The following is a 15,210-nucleotide window of genomic DNA, read 5'->3' on the forward strand; positions in this document are numbered from 1 at the left end:
GCTGCGGGACGCGCTGCTGTGTAGAACCGCCGTCAGCCCTTCATGGCTCGGGCGTTCGACTCAATCGCCGCCATGACGCGCACAGCCCCCGCGATCTCCGGGCCGGAGGCGCCCTGGAGCAGGCGGCGGCGCACGTCGTTCAGCGCGGCGTTGACGCGGGCCAGCAGGTCGCGGCCCTCGTCCGTCAGGTGCAGCGTCTTGGCCCGCCGATCGTCCGGGGCCTCCCGGCGCTCGACCAGCTTCGCGGCCTCCAGGCTGTCGAGCAGCCGGACCAGCGACGGCCCCTCCACCCCCATCTCCTCCGCCAGCTCGCGCTGGCGCATCCCGTCGCCGAGTTCGTTCAGAAGCATCAGCGGCGAGATGACGGAGGAGGAAAAGCCGCTCTCCGCCAGCACCTTGTTCGCTTCGCGCCGCCACAGATGGGCGGCGCGGAACAGGTGGATGCCGAAGTTGGACGGAAAGTCCGGGGCGGGGGTGGACGGGCTATTCGATTGCATGCCTATTTAATAGCTTTGCTATCTATTTTCGGCAAGACGCCCCACCCCGCCGCCCGGTCATTGCAGGCATGCGCGCATCCGCGGCGTCATGTGATCGAGGAAGGCGCGGACCCGGTGCGGCACCCGTTCCCGGCCGGTATAGACGGCGTGGATTTCCTCGCTGTCCACCAGGACGTCATCGAGCACGCTGACCAGCCGTCCGTTGGCGAGGTCGTTGCGGATGTGGTATTCGGCCAGCCGCGCCAGCCCGAGGCCGAGCAGGGCCATATGGCGCACCGTCTCGCCGTTGTTGGCGACGATGCGCGTGTCGACCTCGCGGTCGACCAGCCGCCCGCCGGACTTCAGCGGCCAGACCGCGGCGGCGCGCCGGAAGTTGAAGCCCAGGCAGTCGTGGCGCTCCAGGTCCGCCGCGCTCTCCGGCGTGCCCATGCGCTCCAGATAGTCCGGCGACGCCACGATGCGCCGCCGCACGTCGCCCAGCCGCACCGCCAGCAGCGCCGAATCGGACAGCCGTCCGGCGCGGAAGGCCACGTCGGTTCGCGCCGCGTAGAGGTCCACCACCTCGTCGGTCAGGGTCAGGTCCAGCCGGATGCCGGGATAGTCACGCGTGAAGTCGGGCAGCAGCGGCAGCAGGCAATGCCGCCCGAAGGGCACCGACACGCTGACGCGGATCGTCCCGGTGGGCGACCGGGCGCCCCCCGCCACCTCCGCCTCCATGGCGTCGAGGTCGCCCAGCAGGCTCTCGGCCCGCTCGCGGTAGAGTTCCCCCTCCGCGGTCAGGCGCAGCCGGCGGGTGGAGCGTTCGACCAGCCGCACGCCGAGCCGCTCCTCCAGCCGGGTCACCAGCTTGGCGGTGGAGGACGGGGTCATGCCGACCTCGCGCCCGGCGGCGCTGAAGCTGCCCAGAGCCGCGACGCGCAGGAAGACCCTCATGTCCCAGGCCCGGCTGTCGCTCATCCTGTCCGCCCCTTCGCCGATCTTGTCATTCAATGACACGATCATGCGAAAACGGACGGCATTCCGCATCCCGGATTTTTGGCTCATCTGATGCGTCCTGCACAGCTCGCATGGATGGAGCCTTCAGTCATGCCTCTCGCACTGCTGGCGCTGGCGATCAGCGCCTACGCCATCGGGACGACGGAGTTCGTCATCGTCGGCCTGCTGCCAACCGTCGCCACCGACCTGAACGTCAGCCTGCCGATGGCCGGCATGGTGGTCAGCGTCTACGCGCTGGGCGTCACCGTCGGCGCCCCGGTCCTGACCGCCTTGACCGGGCGGCTGCGGCGCAAGCCGCTGCTGCTCGGCCTGATGGGCCTTTTCATCGCCGGCAACCTGCTGGCCGGGGTCAGCCCCAATTACGAGACGCTGCTGGCCGCCCGCGTGCTCAGCGCCTTCGCGCACGGCGTGTTCTTCTCGGTCGGCGCGACCATCGCCGCCGACCTCGTGCCGGAGGACAAGCGGGCCTCGGCCATCGCCATGATGTTCTCCGGCCTGACCATCGCCATCGTGACCGGCGTGCCGATGGGCACCTGGATCGGCCAGCATTTCGGCTGGCGCGCCACCTTCCTGGCGGTCTCCGCGCTGGGCGTGATCGGCGCGCTGGGCGTCGCGGCGCTGGTCCCGGCGAAGCTGAGCCAGCCGCCCGCCGCCGGGCTCGGCACGCAGGTCCGGGTGCTGGCCAAGCCGCGCCTGCTGCTGGCCTTCGCCATCACGGCGCTGGGCTATGGCGGCACCTTCGTCGCCTTCACCTATCTGGCGCCGATCCTGGAGACGATCACCGGCTTCTCCAGCGGCACGGTCAGCCTCGTCCTGGTGCTCTACGGGGCGGCCATCGCGGTCGGCAACATGGTCGGCGGCAAGCTCGCCAACCGCAACCCGGTCCGCGCGCTGGCGTGGCTGTTCGCCCTTCAGGCGGTGGTGCTCATCGTCTTCACCTTCACCGCCTCCAGCCCGGTCCCGGCGCTGGTCACCCTGGCCGGCATGGGCGCGCTGGCCTTCGCCAACGTGCCGGGACTCCAGCTCTACGTCGTGCAGCTGGCGCAGCGCCACGCGCCGGGCGCGGTGGACGTCGCCTCGGCCCTGAACATCGCCGCCTTCAACCTGGGCATCGCCGCCGGCGCCTTCTTCGGCGGGCGGGTGGTGGACAGCGCGCTCGGCCTCGCGGCAACACCGTGGGTGGGTGGGCTGTTCGTGCTGGGTGGGCTGGCGCTGACCCTGCTCAGCGGCGCGTTGGACCGCAAGGACGGGCGCCGCGGCGAGGCCGTCGCCCAGCCGGCTTGATTATACTGAGAAGAACACCGCATTCGAGAGGATCGAGACCAATGCACAACGTGACCGCCAACGGCGCCTCAATCCCCGCCCTCGGCTTCGGCACCTTCCGCATGAGCGGCCCCGACGTGCTGCGCATGGTGCCGGAGGTCCTGAAGCTCGGCTTCCGCCACGTCGACACCGCCCAGATCTACGGCAATGAGAGCGAGGTCGGCGAGGCCATCAAGGCGTCCGGCCTGCCGCGCGGCGAGGTCTTCCTGACCACCAAGGTCTGGGTGAGCAACTACAAGGCCGATGATTTCCGCCGCTCGGTGGACGAGAGCCTGGCGAAGCTGCGGACCGACTACGTGGACCTGCTGCTGCTCCACTGGCCGAACGAGGCCGTCCCGCTCGCCGAGCAGATCGAGGCGCTGAACGCCGTCCGGGCCGCCGGCAAGACCCGCCACATCGGCGTCAGCAACTTCAACCGCAAGCTGCTGGACGAGTCCGTGCGCCTCAGCGCGGCGCCCATTGTGACCAACCAGATCGAATACCACCCCTATCTCGACCAATCGGTGATGCTGGAGGCGGCGCGCCGCCACGGCCAGTCGATCACCGCCTATTACGCGATGGCCGACGGCAAGGTCTTCAAGGACCCGGTGCTGACCGACATCGCCGCCCGGTTGGGCAAGAGCCCCGCCCAGGTGGTTCTGCGCTGGCTGGTCCAGCAGGAGGGGGTGATCGCCCTGTCGAAGACGGTCGGCGAGAAGCGTGCCGCCGAGAACCTCGCCATCTTCGACTTCGAGCTGTCGGCGGCCGACATGGCGGCCATCCATGGCCTCGCCCGCCCCGATGGGCGGATCGTCAGCCCGGACGGTCTGGCCCCCGCCTGGGATTGAGGGAACATTCCCTTCCCTCTCCCGGGACGGGAGAGGGCGTCTAAAGCGGATTGTCGCTGAGTATAGACGGAATTTTGGCTGGCCTGAGCGGTTGGAGGAAGACACCGCTGAAGGACCGCGCGCCATGGGCCAGCCATATTCCGCCGATCTGCGCGAACGGGTTCTGCTGGCTTATGAGCGCCACGAGGGCGGCCCCGAGTTGCTGGCGCGGCGCTTCCAGATCAGCCGAGCCTGCGCGTACAACTGGGTGCGGGCCGCGCGCCTTGAGGGGCGGCGGGTCGCCAAGCCCCATGCCGGCGGCGTACCAGCCAAACTGGACGCGGAGGGCGTGAGCGTGCTGCGGGCCTTGGTGCGGGAGGATAATGACGCGACACTGGCACAGTACCGCGACCGGTTGGCCGCACGCACCGGCATCGCGCTGAGCCCGGCGGTGGTGTGCCGCACCTTGAAGCGGCTGGGGTTGGCGCGCAAAAAAAGACGCTGAGGGCCAGCGAGCAAGAGCGCATGGATATCGCCGCGGAACGCGCGGCCTACCGGGACGATGCGGTGGTCCACGAACCGGCGCGTTTGGTTTTCCTCGATGAAACCGGCATCAACACCCAGATGACGCCCACCCAGGCCCGGGCGCCGCGCGGCCAGCGGGCGCTCGGGTCCGTGCCCTGTGGGTCGTGGCACCGCGTCACGGTGCTCGGGGCGTTGAGCGCCGAAGGCATGCTGGCCGCCATGAGCATCGAGGCGTCTACCTCCTCGGCCGTGTTTCTCGCCTTTGTCGAGCAGGTGCTCTTGCCCGTGCTCCGGCGCGACAAACCCGGCGCCGTGGTCGTGATGGACAACCTTTCCGCTCACAAGCGGGCCGATATCCTCGCCGCCTTTGAGACCGCAGGGATCCGTGTCCGCTTCCTCCCGCGCTACTCGCCCGACCTCTCGCCCATCGAGCCCGGCTGGGCCAAGCTCAAAGGAATCCTGCGCGCCAAGGAAGCCCGCACCGTCGAGGCCCTCAACGAGGAACTCGGCCCAGCCCTCAATGCAATCACCGCCACCGACGCCAAAGCGTGGTTCAAGCTATGCGGCTACCCGAATCTAAACTGAGCCGAAATCCGCTTTAATGCGGCATCAGGGGCCAGAACAGCGCGATCGCTGTCGTGCCCAGCACGATGACGATCAGCGACAGCGGCAGGCCAAGGCGCGCGTAGTCGCTGAAACGGTAGCCGCCCGGCCCCATGACCAGCGTGTTGCACTGGTGCCCGATGGGGGTGAGGAAGTCGCAGCCCGCCCCCACGGCCACCGCCATCAGGAAGGCGTCGGGCCGCAGGCCCAGATGGTTGGCGAGGCTGGCCGCGATGGGGGCCATCACCAGCACGGTGGCCGCGTTGTTCAGGAAGGGCGTCACCGCCATCGCCGCCACCAGCATCAGGGCCAGCGCCCCGACGGGCGGCAGCCCCTGCGCGGCGATGGACAGCCAGCCGGCGATCAGCTCCGTCCCGCCGGTGGTGCGCAACGCCTCGCTGACCGGGATCAGGGCGCCCAGCAGCACCAGGATCGGCCACTCGATCGATTCGTAGGCCTCCTTCAGCGTGATCACCCGCAGCGCCGTCATGGCGACCGCCGCACCGAAGAAGGCCAGCGTCACCGGGACGAGACTGGTCGCCACCAGCCCGATGGTCACCGCCATCACGGCCAGCGCGATCCGCCGCTTGCGCCGCCGCCCGATGGACAGGTTGCGCTCGGCCAGCGGCAGGCAGCCAAGTTCGTTCAGCGTGTCCGACAGCCCTGCCGCCCGCGCCTGGAGCACCACCAGATCGCCCGGCTGGAAGCGGACGCGGCGCAGCCGCTGGCGGATCGGCCGGCCGCGCCGGCTGAGCGCCAGCAGGTTGGCGCCGTAGCGCTCGCGCAACTCGACGTCCTCCACGTTGCTGCCGATCAGGGGGGAGCGCGGCTCGACCACCGCTTCGAGGACCGCCAGATCCTCGTCGCTCTGCACCCCCTCCAGCTCCTTCTCGTGCATCAGCTCCAGGCCGGCGTGCTTCACGAGGTCGCCCAGCGCCTGGGTGTCGGCCTCCAGCACCAGCACGTCGCCCGCCAGCAGCACCCAATGGCCGGACGGGATGTAGCGGCGGTGCCGCTCGCGGATGATCGCCGCGACCGTCACGTCGCCCTCGCCGTAGGCCTCCAGGTCGGCGACCGTCTTGCCGACGAAGGGCGACTTCTCCGGCAGCAGCGCCTCCGCCGTGTAGTCGTCGATGGAGAAGCCACCGGCGCTGCCCGAGGCCGCCTGACGTCCCGTGGGCAGCAGGCGGTAGCCGACCGCCAAAAAGGCCACCCCCGCCACCGCGACGATCAGCCCGACCGGCGTGAAGTCGAACATGCCGAAAGGTTCGCCGACCATCTCGCTGCGCACGCGGCTGACGATGATGTTGGGGGAGGTGCCGACCAGCGTCATCAGGCCGCCCAGCAGCGAGCCGAAGGCCATGGGCATCAGCAGCGCCGACACCTTCGTCCCGTTGCGCCGCGCCACCTGCATGGCGATGGGCATGAAGATGGCAAGCGCCCCGATGTTCTTGACCACCGCGGACAGCAGCGTCACCGCCCCGGTCAGCACGATGATCTGCGCCGGCACGGTCTTCATGCGGGCGCTGAGGGGGCGCATAACCTCCTCGACGATGCCGGAGCGGCCGACCGCCGCGCTGACCACCAGCGCCGAGCCGACGATGATGACGATGTCGTCGGAAAAGCCGTTGAAGGCGTCCTTTGGCTTGACGATCCCGACGGCCACCGCCGCCAGCAGCGCCAGCATGGCGACGAGATCGTAGCGCAGCTTGTCCCAGATCAGCAGCGCGATCACCGCGCCGATGATGCCGAAGGCGAGTCCCTGGTCGAGCGTCATGCAGCCCTTTTTTGGGGAATTGTTGGTGCGTCGTTACTGCGATTTGCCGGACGGGGAGCCCGAGGGAGCCGCGTCGCGCCCCTTGCCGGTGCCGCTGGAACCGGTGCTGGAGTTCGACGGGGACCGGGCGTTCCGGACGAGTTCGCCGCAGTGTGGCTGCTCGTCACTGCCTGGGTCAAGAAAAGGCAGGACGCTGGCGAGCGGCGTCAGCAGAACGCCGAGCGCCACCGCCGCCGCACCGCGCGCCGCCGACTCCGTCGCGTTCACCCCGATGTCCGGCGACCCCAGCGTGCCGCGGACATGGACCGGGACATGGGTGGCGAAGATCTGGGGGCTCTTGGCGCGCCCCAGCACGGTCATGTCCATCGCCTCGTTGCGCAGGTTGACCGTGCCGTCCGCCGTCACCAGAGTTTCCGGCGTGTCGAGCACCAGCGCGCGGCTTTCCACCAGCCCGTTCTTCACCGTCACGTCGGCGACCAGGCAGTTGAAGGGCAAGGGCTTGTCGCCGGACAGGACGACGCCCAGCGTCTCCAGGATGTTGGTCTTCAGTCCCTTGACCGCGTAGCTCGTGATCCGCCCGCCGTCCACCGCGACGCCCAGCTTGCCGTCGGAGGACCCCAGGATGTTGGCGACCGTGGTGCCCTGACCCTTCAGCTGGATGCGCCCGCTGGCCGTGCCGCCCATCTCCTGCGCGAAGGCCGTCTCGCGGAACAGGCGGGCCAGCTTGATCTGCCGGACGTCCAAGTTCACGTCCAGCGCCGGGGTCTTGCGCCCGCCGTCCAGCACCGCCGTCCCGGCGACCCGCCCGCCGCCGACGCCGAGCGACAGCGGGTCGAGCACCAGCCGCCCGTTCTCCAGCTTGGCCCGCGCGTCGAGGGCGTCCAGCGTGGAGAAGGGCGCCTCGACATGCTCGCCGCGGAACTTCACGTCCATGTCCGCGGTGCGCAGCTTTTCCAGAGGGACTTCGGTGGCCGGGATGATCCGCTCCCGGCCCTTGGTCGGGTAGTCGCCGCGGCCTTCCGGAGAGGCGCCGATGAAGCCCGCCAGATCGATCGCCGCCAGCTTGCGCGAGGTCAGGTCGCCGGTGATCCGCGGGCGCTCGCCGCCCAGATCGACCGCCACCTGACCGGACAGGTCGCTCTCCCCAACCTTGCCGTTCATCCCCTCGAACCGCCAGACGTCGCCCTCGCGCCCGAGATGGCCGGAGATGGCGTAGGGCCGCGTCGTCGGCACGGGAATGCCGAGGATCGGGAAGACGTCGGCCAGATCGTCGCCGCGCAGTTCCACCGACAAATCCACGCCCTCAAGCAGCACCGGCTCGGCGATGGAGCCCTCGATCTTGCCGCGGGTCTTGCCGATGGCGGTCTCGACCCGCAAGGGATAGGGCTTGGGATCGTCTCGCAGATACTCCAGCGAGCCGCCGGCGGCCGCCAGGGTGAAGGGCTTGCCGGCGAAGTCGCCCTTGCCCTCCAGCCGGACCTCCTGGTCGCCGTTGCCGCCGACCGCGGTGTTGACGCCGCTGTCGATGTCGATCTTGCGGATGGGGTCGCGGAAGCGCAGGCGCCCCTCCTCGACCACAAGCGTCTCGATGATTGGCAGGTCGGTGCGGTCTTCCGGCTTGACCGTCTCTTTCGCCGCTTCCTTGCGCGGGTCGGGCCCGCCAAAATTCCAGTTGGCGGCCCCTTCCCGGTTCTTTTCCAGAAGCAGCTTGGGACCGGTCAGGCGGATTTCCGGAAACTCGAAGTCACCGCGCAGCAGCGGCCAGGGGCGAAGCTGAAGGTCCAGCACCCGCAGTTCCGCCATCGTCTTGTCGTCGCTCCATTCCGCGTTGGCGACCCGAAGCCCTTCGACGCGGATGCGCAGGGGGTCACCCAGCCGGACGTTGAGGTCGCCGTCGATGGCGACCTCGCGGTTCAACGCCTTGGACGCCTGCCGGGCGATGAAGCCGCGGGCGTCGTTCCAGTCGAAGACGGCCAGGGCGATGCCGACGCCCGCCGCCACCGTCACCACCAGCCCCAAAAGGCCGTAGCCGATCCATTTCACCACGGCCATCCGCCACGCCCCCTTGCCTGTCCGCACCGCACCCTCTGGCTGAATAACGGGCAAATGACCGCCGATGTGGCGCCTTACCTCCAAAGGGCTGGGAAGAGGATGATCTTGTGCGGATTTAACGAAAATTGAGCGAATCATGCTAGGGGTGGTACCGCACGGCGTTCCACTTTCCTCCCGATCCGAGAACCATGCGTTCACTTACGAATTTTGCCCCCTCCACCTTCGAGGAGCGCGGCGCCGCCGTGGCCTTCACCACCCCGGTGCTGGCGCAAACGCGGGTGCGCAAGGACGACCGGGACAAGCTGGAGGTCCTGATCCCCAACCTGTCGGACGGGCACGGGGTCTATGTGGTGCCGTGGAAGGGCCTGCCGCTTGCCTTCCCGATGACCGTCCACGACCGCATGTTGCAGGACCTGATCCGCAAGGCGGACGGCTGCTCGCCGGACGACATCCGCAAGGCGGTGCTCCAGGCGGCGCGCTGCGGCCTTGCCGGGCCGCTGGCCGTCGAGGCGGCGGAGGCGGCGCTGCGCGACGAGGACGAGCAGCGGCTGCTCATCAACTACCAGCTCATCGTAGAGGTGCTGAAGGCGGTCGGTTTGGAATCGACGGACATCCTGCGCGCCGGCCTCGGCTCCGAAAAAGGTGAGCAGCTGACCCGCAGCTACATGACCAAGGCGGCGCAGAGCCTCGCCCTGGAACCGACCGAGCTGTACGCGCGGGTGGCGGAACTGGCGACCTTCATGGAGCCGGTGGGCATCGCCACCTCGCCGAAGCCGGCACGGCTGCGCCGTCTGGCGCGCGACCTGCTGCAGTTCCGCGACAGCATGACCGACTGGGCGAACGGCAGCGTGTCGGAGGCCGCCCCCATCGGCACCTTCTGCGCGGAGGTGGCGGAGCACACGCTCAACCAAGTCCGCAACGTGGTGAGCCAACTCGACCAGTCGGTGGCCGCCTTCGAGACGCTGCTGCGCCAATGGGACACCAAGCGCACGCTGGTGCGCAAGTCGACCACCCGGCTGTCCTGGCTGCTCGACGGCTGGGACTTCATCATCACGAGCTGGGCGGAGGCCCAGACGCGGAGCAAGCACGAGCAGGACATGACCGTGCACGAGCTGTTCCGCGTCCTGCCGCTGCTGCCCAAGGACGAGGAGAAGTCCGACCATGCGCTGCAGGCCGACCGGCTTCTGGCCTCGAACCGGCGCACGGTGCGCGCCTATGTGGACTGGCGCAGCGGTCAGCTCGACACGGACCTCGTGATGCGGATCGAGGCGATCAAGGGGAAGGCGGCCTGACCATGACCACCGACCCCAAGGCCCTTCTCAGCCTCGGCAGCAAGCTTCTCGACATCGACGAGGCCCGCTTCCGGCAGGTGGTCGACCTGCTCCAGCAGATCGGCGACCATCCCGAGGTCCAGCACACCTTCTCGCTGATCCGCCCGCGTCTGGCGGAGGTGCGGCCCAGGCGGCGCCCGACCTTCAAGCGGCTGTTCTGCGAGCCGTTCGAGGATTTGTTCCAGCTTCCCGGTGGCGACCAGCCCGCCCCCCTGAACAAGCTGGACCGCGGGGTGGTCAACGCCCTGTGGCCGCTGGTCGAAGGGCAGATCGGCAAGGAACGGCTGCGCGCCGTCGACGCCGCCTTGGGGAGCGCCTCCGGCGGCGCTGCTGGCGGCGCCCAGCAGGCGGAAAAGGCCCGCGCCTTCTGGTCGATGGCCGCCGCCGCCGTGGCCGACATCCGGGAGCAGACGGAAACGGGCCGCTTCGCCGACGATCTGGGGTTGCGGCTGAACCCCGACCGCATCCGCACCATCGAGGACATCGCCCGCATCCTGACCATCGCCCAGCCGGTGGCCGAGCTGAAGGCCGTCCTGTCGCCCAAGCCGATCCAGAAGCTGCACAAGGACCATCTGGACGGCATCCAGGCCATCGGGCGGCAGGTCGCGCGCGCGCGGCCGGAGGCGCTGAAGCTGTTCGTCCTGCTGGCCGCGGCCCGCCTGTCCGACCCGTCGATCCTGCTGGGCAGCCTGTGGGACATGGATCTGGGCCAGAAATCCAGCGACCGCGCCGCCCTGTTCCTGGACCTCAGCGGCACGGTGGTGGCGCAGATCGAGGAACGGTCGCGCGGCGTCGCCTCGGCCTCCGGCGGCACGGTGGACCGCATGGCCGCCGCCACCCTCGCGGTCGATCTGGTGGCCAGCCTGGAGGCCACCCGCAACGCCATGGAGCACAGCCGCAACAAGGACTTCGATCAGCGGCTGAAGACGATCCGGAACTCCGTGCACGAGCTGGTGCGCACCCAGGTGCTCGACGGGGCGGAGACCGAAATCCTCGCCGCGGTGGAGACGCTGGTTCCCGGCACCGACACGGCCCGGATGGCGCAGGCGGAGAACCAGGCCCGCGCCCTGCGCAAATGCTCGACCATCGCCGACACGCTGGGCCTGCGCGGCGAGTTGAAGAGCGTGACCCAGCAGGCCACCGCCTCGTTGACCGGCACGGCGCGGCAATCGCTGGCCGACGGCGTCGGCGACGCGCGGACCGGCTACACCGCCATCCGCATGATCGAGCTGATTGCCGGACCGGCGGAGGCGAACCAAGTCATGGACGACATCCTGAGAGGTGACCGCCGCTGAGGGACGCCGGGGAGATCGCATGACGCGTCGCGGAGGCTATGTCGGCTGGGCGCTGCCGGAGGCGGAGCGCGCCCGTCTGCTGGCGCGGTTCCCGGCGCGCTACGCCCGCGCCGTCGCCCATCACGTCACGCTGGCCCACGGCGTCGGGGCACGTCATCCGCTGCCCACGGAGCGTGAGGGGACCGTTGTCGGGCTGGCGGATGACGGGGACGGCGTGCAGGCCCTCGTGGTCGCCATCGCCGGGACGACCGACCGCCCCGGCGGCGGGGCCTACCACGTCACATGGTCGCTGGGGCCGGGCCGCCGCGCCGTGGAGTCGAACGCGGTAATCGCGCGCCTCGGCTGGACTCCGGTGGAACCGGTCGCCGTCCGGCTGGAGCCTCGCTTCTTCCCGCTTTAAGCGCCGGGACCGCCGCTGGCGTTGGCCTCCGCCGCGGCACCGCGGTTCAGCGCCTGCTCGCGGTGGAAGACGAACAGACCGCTGCCGATGATGAGCAGCGCGCCCACGATGATGCGCAGGGTTGGTGCCGTGCCCCAGACAAGCAGATCCAGCACCACCGCCCAGATGATCGACACATACTGGAACGGCACCACCACCGCCGCGGGGCTGAGCTGGAGGGAGCGGTTCATCGCCGCGTGTCCGGCCAGCGCCGTGACGCCCAGCGCCCCCAGCAGCAGGAAGTCCAGCCCCGGCGGCGGCACCCAGACCAGCGGCAGCGCCGCGCCGCCGAGCAGGCCGGTGCCGAAGGTCTGGAAGCTGACCAGCGACAGGTTGCTCGACTCGCGCAGCAGCCGGGTGGAGATCAGGCCGGTGGAGAAGACCAGCGTGCCGAACAGGGCGACCAGCGACGGCACGGCGTCGAACTGGCCCGTCGGGTTCAGCACGATCACCACACCGGCGAAGCCGACCACCACCGCGGCCCAGCGGCGCCAGCCGACCTTCTCGCCGAGCAGCGGCACCGACAGGGCGGTGACGATCAGCGGGGCGGCCATGTAGATGGTCATGACGTTGGCGAGCGGCAGCGACCGCACCGCCCAGTAGAAGCAGGCGACCTCCCCCGCCACGCAGCCGACGCGCAGAAGATGCAACGGCAGCCGCTTCACCGCGAAGACCGACCGCACCCCCTCGCGCAGGATCAGGGACGCCAGCAGCATCGCGCCGAACAGGCTGCGGATGGCCAGCAGCATCGCCACCGGATAGTCGGCGACCAGCCATTTGCCGAGCGCGTCGTTGATCGTGAACAGCGACATGCCCAGCAGCATCAGCAGGATGCCCAGGCGGGTGTCAGTGGCGGCGGAGGACGGGGTGCTGGAGGCGATCATCTCGATTCACGCAAAAAATCCCTCCCCCGCGAGCGGCGGGGGAAGGGATGGGATCGGGGCGGCAAAATGACGGGTGCGCGCGGTTCAGACCACGCCCTTCTCCCGCAGGGCCGCGATGTCCGCCGCGCATAGGCCCAGCGCCTCCCCCAGCACGGCGTCGGTGTGCTGGCCGAGCGTCGGCGGGGCCACCGTGTGCTCGATGGGGGTCGCGGAGTAGCGGATCGGGCTCGCCACCGTCGGCACTGTCCCGGCGGTCGGGTGCGGCAGGTCCTGGTGGATGTGGCGGGCCTGGACGTGGGGGTCGGCGAAGACCTGCGACACGTCGTTGATCGGCCCGCAGGGCACACCCACCGCCTCCAGCGCCGACAGCCAGTCGCGGCTGGTCCGCTGCTCCAGCAGCAGCTCCAGGATCGGCACCAGCTCCTTGCGGTTGGCGACGCGGGCCGGGTTGGTGGCGTAGCGCGGGTCCTGCGCCAACTCCGGACGTCCGGCGACCTGGCAGAACTTGGCGAACTGTCCGTCGTTGCCGACCGCCAGGATGATGTGGCCGTCCAGCGTGGCGAAGGCTTGGTAGGGAACGATGTTCGGGTGGGCGTTGCCCAGCCGCTGCGGCGCCTTGCCGCCAACCAGATAATTCATGGCCTGGTTCGCCAGCACCGCCACCTGCACGTCGAGCAGGGCGAGGTTCACCCACTGCCCCTCACCCGTCCGGTCGCGGTGGGCCAGCGCGCCGAGCACGCCGATGGTGGCGTAGAGGCCGGTGAAGACGTCGGTCACCGCGACGCCGACCTTGACCGGCCCGCCGCCCGCCTCGGCGTCGGGCTGGCCGGTGATGCTCATCAGCCCGCCCATGCCCTGGATCATGAAGTCGTAGCCGGCGCGCTTGGCGTAGGGGCCGTCCTGCCCGAATCCGGTGATCGAGCAGTAGACGAGGCCCGGGTTGATCGCCTTCAGGCTGTCATAGTCCAGCCCGTACTTGACCAGCCCGCCGACCTTGAAGTTCTCGATGACGACATCGGCCTGGGCGGCCAGCTTGCGCACCAGCTCCTGGCCTTCCGGGCGCTCGAAGTCGATGGTGATCGACCGTTTGCCGCGGTTGGTGGAGAGGAAATAGGCCGACTCCTCCCCGGCCCAGGGGGGACCCCAGGCGCGCGTGTCGTCCCCGGCGCCGGGCCGTTCGACCTTGATGACGTCAGCGCCGAGATCGGCCAGCGTCTGCGCCGCCCACGGCCCGGCGAGCACGCGGGAGAGTTCCAGGACACGGACATGGGAAAGCGGGCCGGGCATGGTGGGGTCCTTATGGAAAAGCGCCTCATTCCCTCTCCCGTCCCGGGAGAGGGTGCCCGCGTCAGCGGGCGGGTGAGGGTCGGATGAGGATCGTCGCGCTGATCCTTGGCGGCACCCTCACCCTTCCCACGCCGGGGGGCGTGGGCCCCTTCCCTCTCCCGAGGCGGGAGAGGGACAACATCACCTCACGCGAAGGCCTGGATGCCGGTGATGGCGCGGCCCAGGATCAGGGCGTGGATGTCGTGCGTGCCCTCGTAGGTGTTCACCGCCTCCAGGTTCATCACGTGGCGGATGACGTGGAACTCGTCGGCGATGCCGTTGCCGCCGTGCATGTCACGGGCGACGCGGGCGATCTCCAGGGCCTTGCCGCAGTTGTTGCGCTTGATGAGCGAGATCATCTCCGGCGCCGCCTTGCCTTCGTCGAGCAGGCGGCCGACCTGCAGCGCGGCCTGCAGGCCGAGCGCGATCTCCGTCTGCATGTTGGCGAGCTTGAGCTGCGGGATCTGGTTCGCGGCCAGCGGGCGGCCGAACTGCTTGCGGTCGATCTGGTACTGGCGGGCGGCGTGGAAGCAGAACTCCGCGGCGCCCATGGCGCCCCAGGCGATGCCGTAGCGGGCGCGGTTCAGGCAGCCGAACGGGCCGACGATGCCCTCGATGTTCGGCAGGCGGTTTTCCTCCGGCACGAAGACCTCGTCCATGACGATCTCGCCGGTGGCCGAGGCGCGCAGCGAGAACTTGCCCTCGATCTTCGGCGCCGACAGGCCCTTCATGCCCTTCTCGAGCACGAAGCCGTTGATCTTGCCCTCGTCGTTCTTCGCCCAGACGACGAAGACGTCGGCGACCGGCGAGTTGGTGATCCACATCTTCGCGCCGCTGAGGATGTAGCCGTCCGCGACCTTCTTCGCGCGAGTCTTCATGCCGGCGGGGTCGGAGCCGGCGTCCGGCTCGGTCAGGCCAAAGCAGCCGACCCACTCGCCGGTGGCGAGCTTGGGCAGGTACTTCTCGCGCTGGGCCTCGCTGCCGTAGGCGTAGATCGGGTGCATGACCAGCGAGGACTGCACCGACATGGCGGAGCGGTAGCCGCTGTCCACCCGCTCGACCTCGCGGGCGACCAGACCGTAGGAGACGTAGTTGACCCCGGCGCAGCCGTAGCCGTCGATGGTGGAGCCGAGGAAGCCCAGCTCGCCCATCTCGTTCATGATCTCGCGGTGGAAGATCTCGTGCCGGTTGGCCTCGGTCACGCGCGGCAGCAGCTTGTCCTGGCAATAGCTGCGCGCGGCGTCGCGGATCATCCGCTCGTCCTCGGTCAGCTGCTCGTCGAGGAGCAGCGGGTCCTCCCAGGCGAAGGAAGCGAGCTTGGCGGAGGCGGCTCCGGTCTTGGCGGCCATGTTTGAA

General features: G+C 69.5%; 13 protein-coding genes and 1 pseudogene. 7 read left to right on the forward strand and 7 right to left on the reverse strand.

Annotated elements, in window-relative coordinates:
- Positions 1-32: 32 nt before the first annotated feature.
- A complete protein-coding gene (locus D3869_RS18795) occupies positions 33-497 on the reverse strand; it encodes a MarR family winged helix-turn-helix transcriptional regulator (protein ID WP_137141411.1) in 465 nt (154 codons plus the stop codon).
- Between the two features lie 57 nt (positions 498-554).
- Positions 555-1,454, reverse strand: a complete 900-nt coding sequence (locus tag D3869_RS18800) for a LysR family transcriptional regulator (protein WP_137141412.1) — start codon at positions 1,452-1,454, stop codon at positions 555-557.
- Between the two features lie 129 nt (positions 1,455-1,583).
- Here D3869_RS18800 and D3869_RS18805 point away from each other — a divergent pair, with 129 nt between their 5' ends.
- The 4 genes and pseudogenes from D3869_RS18805 to D3869_RS18820 form a co-directional block, all read left to right on the forward strand.
- Positions 1,584-2,777, forward strand: a complete 1,194-nt coding sequence (locus D3869_RS18805) for an MFS transporter (RefSeq protein ID WP_137141413.1) — start codon at positions 1,584-1,586, stop codon at positions 2,775-2,777.
- A gap of 41 nt (positions 2,778-2,818) precedes the next feature.
- Positions 2,819-3,643, forward strand: a complete 825-nt coding sequence (locus D3869_RS18810) for an aldo/keto reductase (RefSeq protein WP_137141414.1) — start codon at positions 2,819-2,821, stop codon at positions 3,641-3,643.
- Between the two features lie 124 nt (positions 3,644-3,767).
- Positions 3,768-4,127: an IS630 transposase-related protein gene (locus D3869_RS18815; RefSeq protein ID WP_137140950.1), complete on the forward strand. Its 360-nt coding sequence runs from the start codon at positions 3,768-3,770 to the stop codon at positions 4,125-4,127.
- Between the two features lie 20 nt (positions 4,128-4,147).
- Positions 4,148-4,643: pseudogene (locus D3869_RS18820) on the forward strand (IS630 family transposase); the annotation flags it as partial.
- 102 nt (positions 4,644-4,745) lie between these two features.
- Here the strand turns inward: D3869_RS18820 and D3869_RS18825 are convergent.
- A complete protein-coding gene (locus D3869_RS18825; protein ID WP_137141416.1) occupies positions 4,746-6,527 on the reverse strand; it encodes an SLC13 family permease in 1,782 nt (593 codons plus the stop codon).
- 33 nt (positions 6,528-6,560) lie between these two features.
- Positions 6,561-8,579 carry an AsmA family protein gene (locus D3869_RS18830; RefSeq protein ID WP_137141417.1) on the reverse strand — a complete coding sequence of 673 codons (2,019 nt, stop codon included), beginning with the start codon at positions 8,577-8,579 and terminating at the stop codon, positions 6,561-6,563.
- Positions 8,580-8,767: 188 nt separating this feature from the next.
- Between D3869_RS18830 and D3869_RS18835 the strand changes: the two genes are divergently transcribed.
- The 3 genes from D3869_RS18835 to D3869_RS18845 are packed head-to-tail and all read left to right on the forward strand — an operon-like array spanning position 8,768 to position 11,605.
- Entirely contained in the window at positions 8,768-9,871 is a 1,104-nt protein-coding gene (locus tag D3869_RS18835) for a hypothetical protein (RefSeq protein WP_137141418.1), read from the forward strand.
- A gap of 2 nt (positions 9,872-9,873) precedes the next feature.
- On the forward strand, positions 9,874-11,205 hold the full coding sequence (locus tag D3869_RS18840) for a hypothetical protein (RefSeq protein WP_137141419.1): 1,332 nt from the start codon (positions 9,874-9,876) through the stop codon (positions 11,203-11,205).
- A gap of 19 nt (positions 11,206-11,224) precedes the next feature.
- Positions 11,225-11,605 carry a hypothetical protein gene (locus D3869_RS18845; RefSeq protein ID WP_137141420.1) on the forward strand — a complete coding sequence of 127 codons (381 nt, stop codon included), beginning with the start codon at positions 11,225-11,227 and terminating at the stop codon, positions 11,603-11,605.
- On the opposite strand, the gene D3869_RS18850 is transcribed toward D3869_RS18845, so the two are convergent.
- The 3 genes from D3869_RS18850 to D3869_RS18860 form a co-directional block, all read right to left on the reverse strand.
- Entirely contained in the window at positions 11,602-12,528 is a 927-nt protein-coding gene (locus D3869_RS18850; protein ID WP_137141421.1) for a DMT family transporter, read from the reverse strand. The genes D3869_RS18845 and D3869_RS18850 overlap by 4 nt on opposite strands.
- 84 nt (positions 12,529-12,612) lie before the next feature.
- Positions 12,613-13,815, reverse strand: a complete 1,203-nt coding sequence (locus tag D3869_RS18855; protein WP_137141422.1) for a CaiB/BaiF CoA transferase family protein — start codon at positions 13,813-13,815, stop codon at positions 12,613-12,615.
- Positions 13,816-14,000: 185 nt separating this feature from the next.
- Entirely contained in the window at positions 14,001-15,203 is a 1,203-nt protein-coding gene (locus D3869_RS18860; protein WP_137141423.1) for an acyl-CoA dehydrogenase, read from the reverse strand.
- Positions 15,204-15,210 lie beyond the last annotated feature (7 nt).

The sequence above is a fragment of the Azospirillum brasilense genome, from assembly GCF_005222205.1.
Lineage (GTDB): Bacteria > Pseudomonadota > Alphaproteobacteria > Azospirillales > Azospirillaceae > Azospirillum > Azospirillum brasilense_G.

Excerpts from the sequence above, each read along its gene's own strand:
- D3869_RS18795 (WP_137141411.1), bottom strand. The coding sequence starts at position 497 with ATGCAATCGAATAGCCCGTCCACCCCCGCCCCGGACTTTCCGTCCAAC.
- D3869_RS18800 (WP_137141412.1), bottom strand. The coding sequence starts at position 1,454 with ATGAGCGACAGCCGGGCCTGGGACATGAGGGTCTTCCTGCGCGTCGCG.
- D3869_RS18805 (WP_137141413.1), top strand. The coding sequence starts at position 1,584 with ATGCCTCTCGCACTGCTGGCGCTGGCGATCAGCGCCTACGCCATCGGG.
- D3869_RS18810 (WP_137141414.1), top strand. The coding sequence starts at position 2,819 with ATGCACAACGTGACCGCCAACGGCGCCTCAATCCCCGCCCTCGGCTTC.
- D3869_RS18815 (WP_137140950.1), top strand. The coding sequence starts at position 3,768 with ATGGGCCAGCCATATTCCGCCGATCTGCGCGAACGGGTTCTGCTGGCT.
- D3869_RS18825 (WP_137141416.1), bottom strand. The coding sequence starts at position 6,527 with ATGACGCTCGACCAGGGACTCGCCTTCGGCATCATCGGCGCGGTGATC.
- D3869_RS18830 (WP_137141417.1), bottom strand. The coding sequence starts at position 8,579 with ATGGCCGTGGTGAAATGGATCGGCTACGGCCTTTTGGGGCTGGTGGTG.
- D3869_RS18835 (WP_137141418.1), top strand. The coding sequence starts at position 8,768 with ATGCGTTCACTTACGAATTTTGCCCCCTCCACCTTCGAGGAGCGCGGC.
- D3869_RS18840 (WP_137141419.1), top strand. The coding sequence starts at position 9,874 with ATGACCACCGACCCCAAGGCCCTTCTCAGCCTCGGCAGCAAGCTTCTC.
- D3869_RS18845 (WP_137141420.1), top strand. The coding sequence starts at position 11,225 with ATGACGCGTCGCGGAGGCTATGTCGGCTGGGCGCTGCCGGAGGCGGAG.
- D3869_RS18850 (WP_137141421.1), bottom strand. The coding sequence starts at position 12,528 with ATGATCGCCTCCAGCACCCCGTCCTCCGCCGCCACTGACACCCGCCTG.
- D3869_RS18855 (WP_137141422.1), bottom strand. The coding sequence starts at position 13,815 with ATGCCCGGCCCGCTTTCCCATGTCCGTGTCCTGGAACTCTCCCGCGTG.
- D3869_RS18860 (WP_137141423.1), bottom strand. The coding sequence starts at position 15,203 with ATGGCCGCCAAGACCGGAGCCGCCTCCGCCAAGCTCGCTTCCTTCGCC.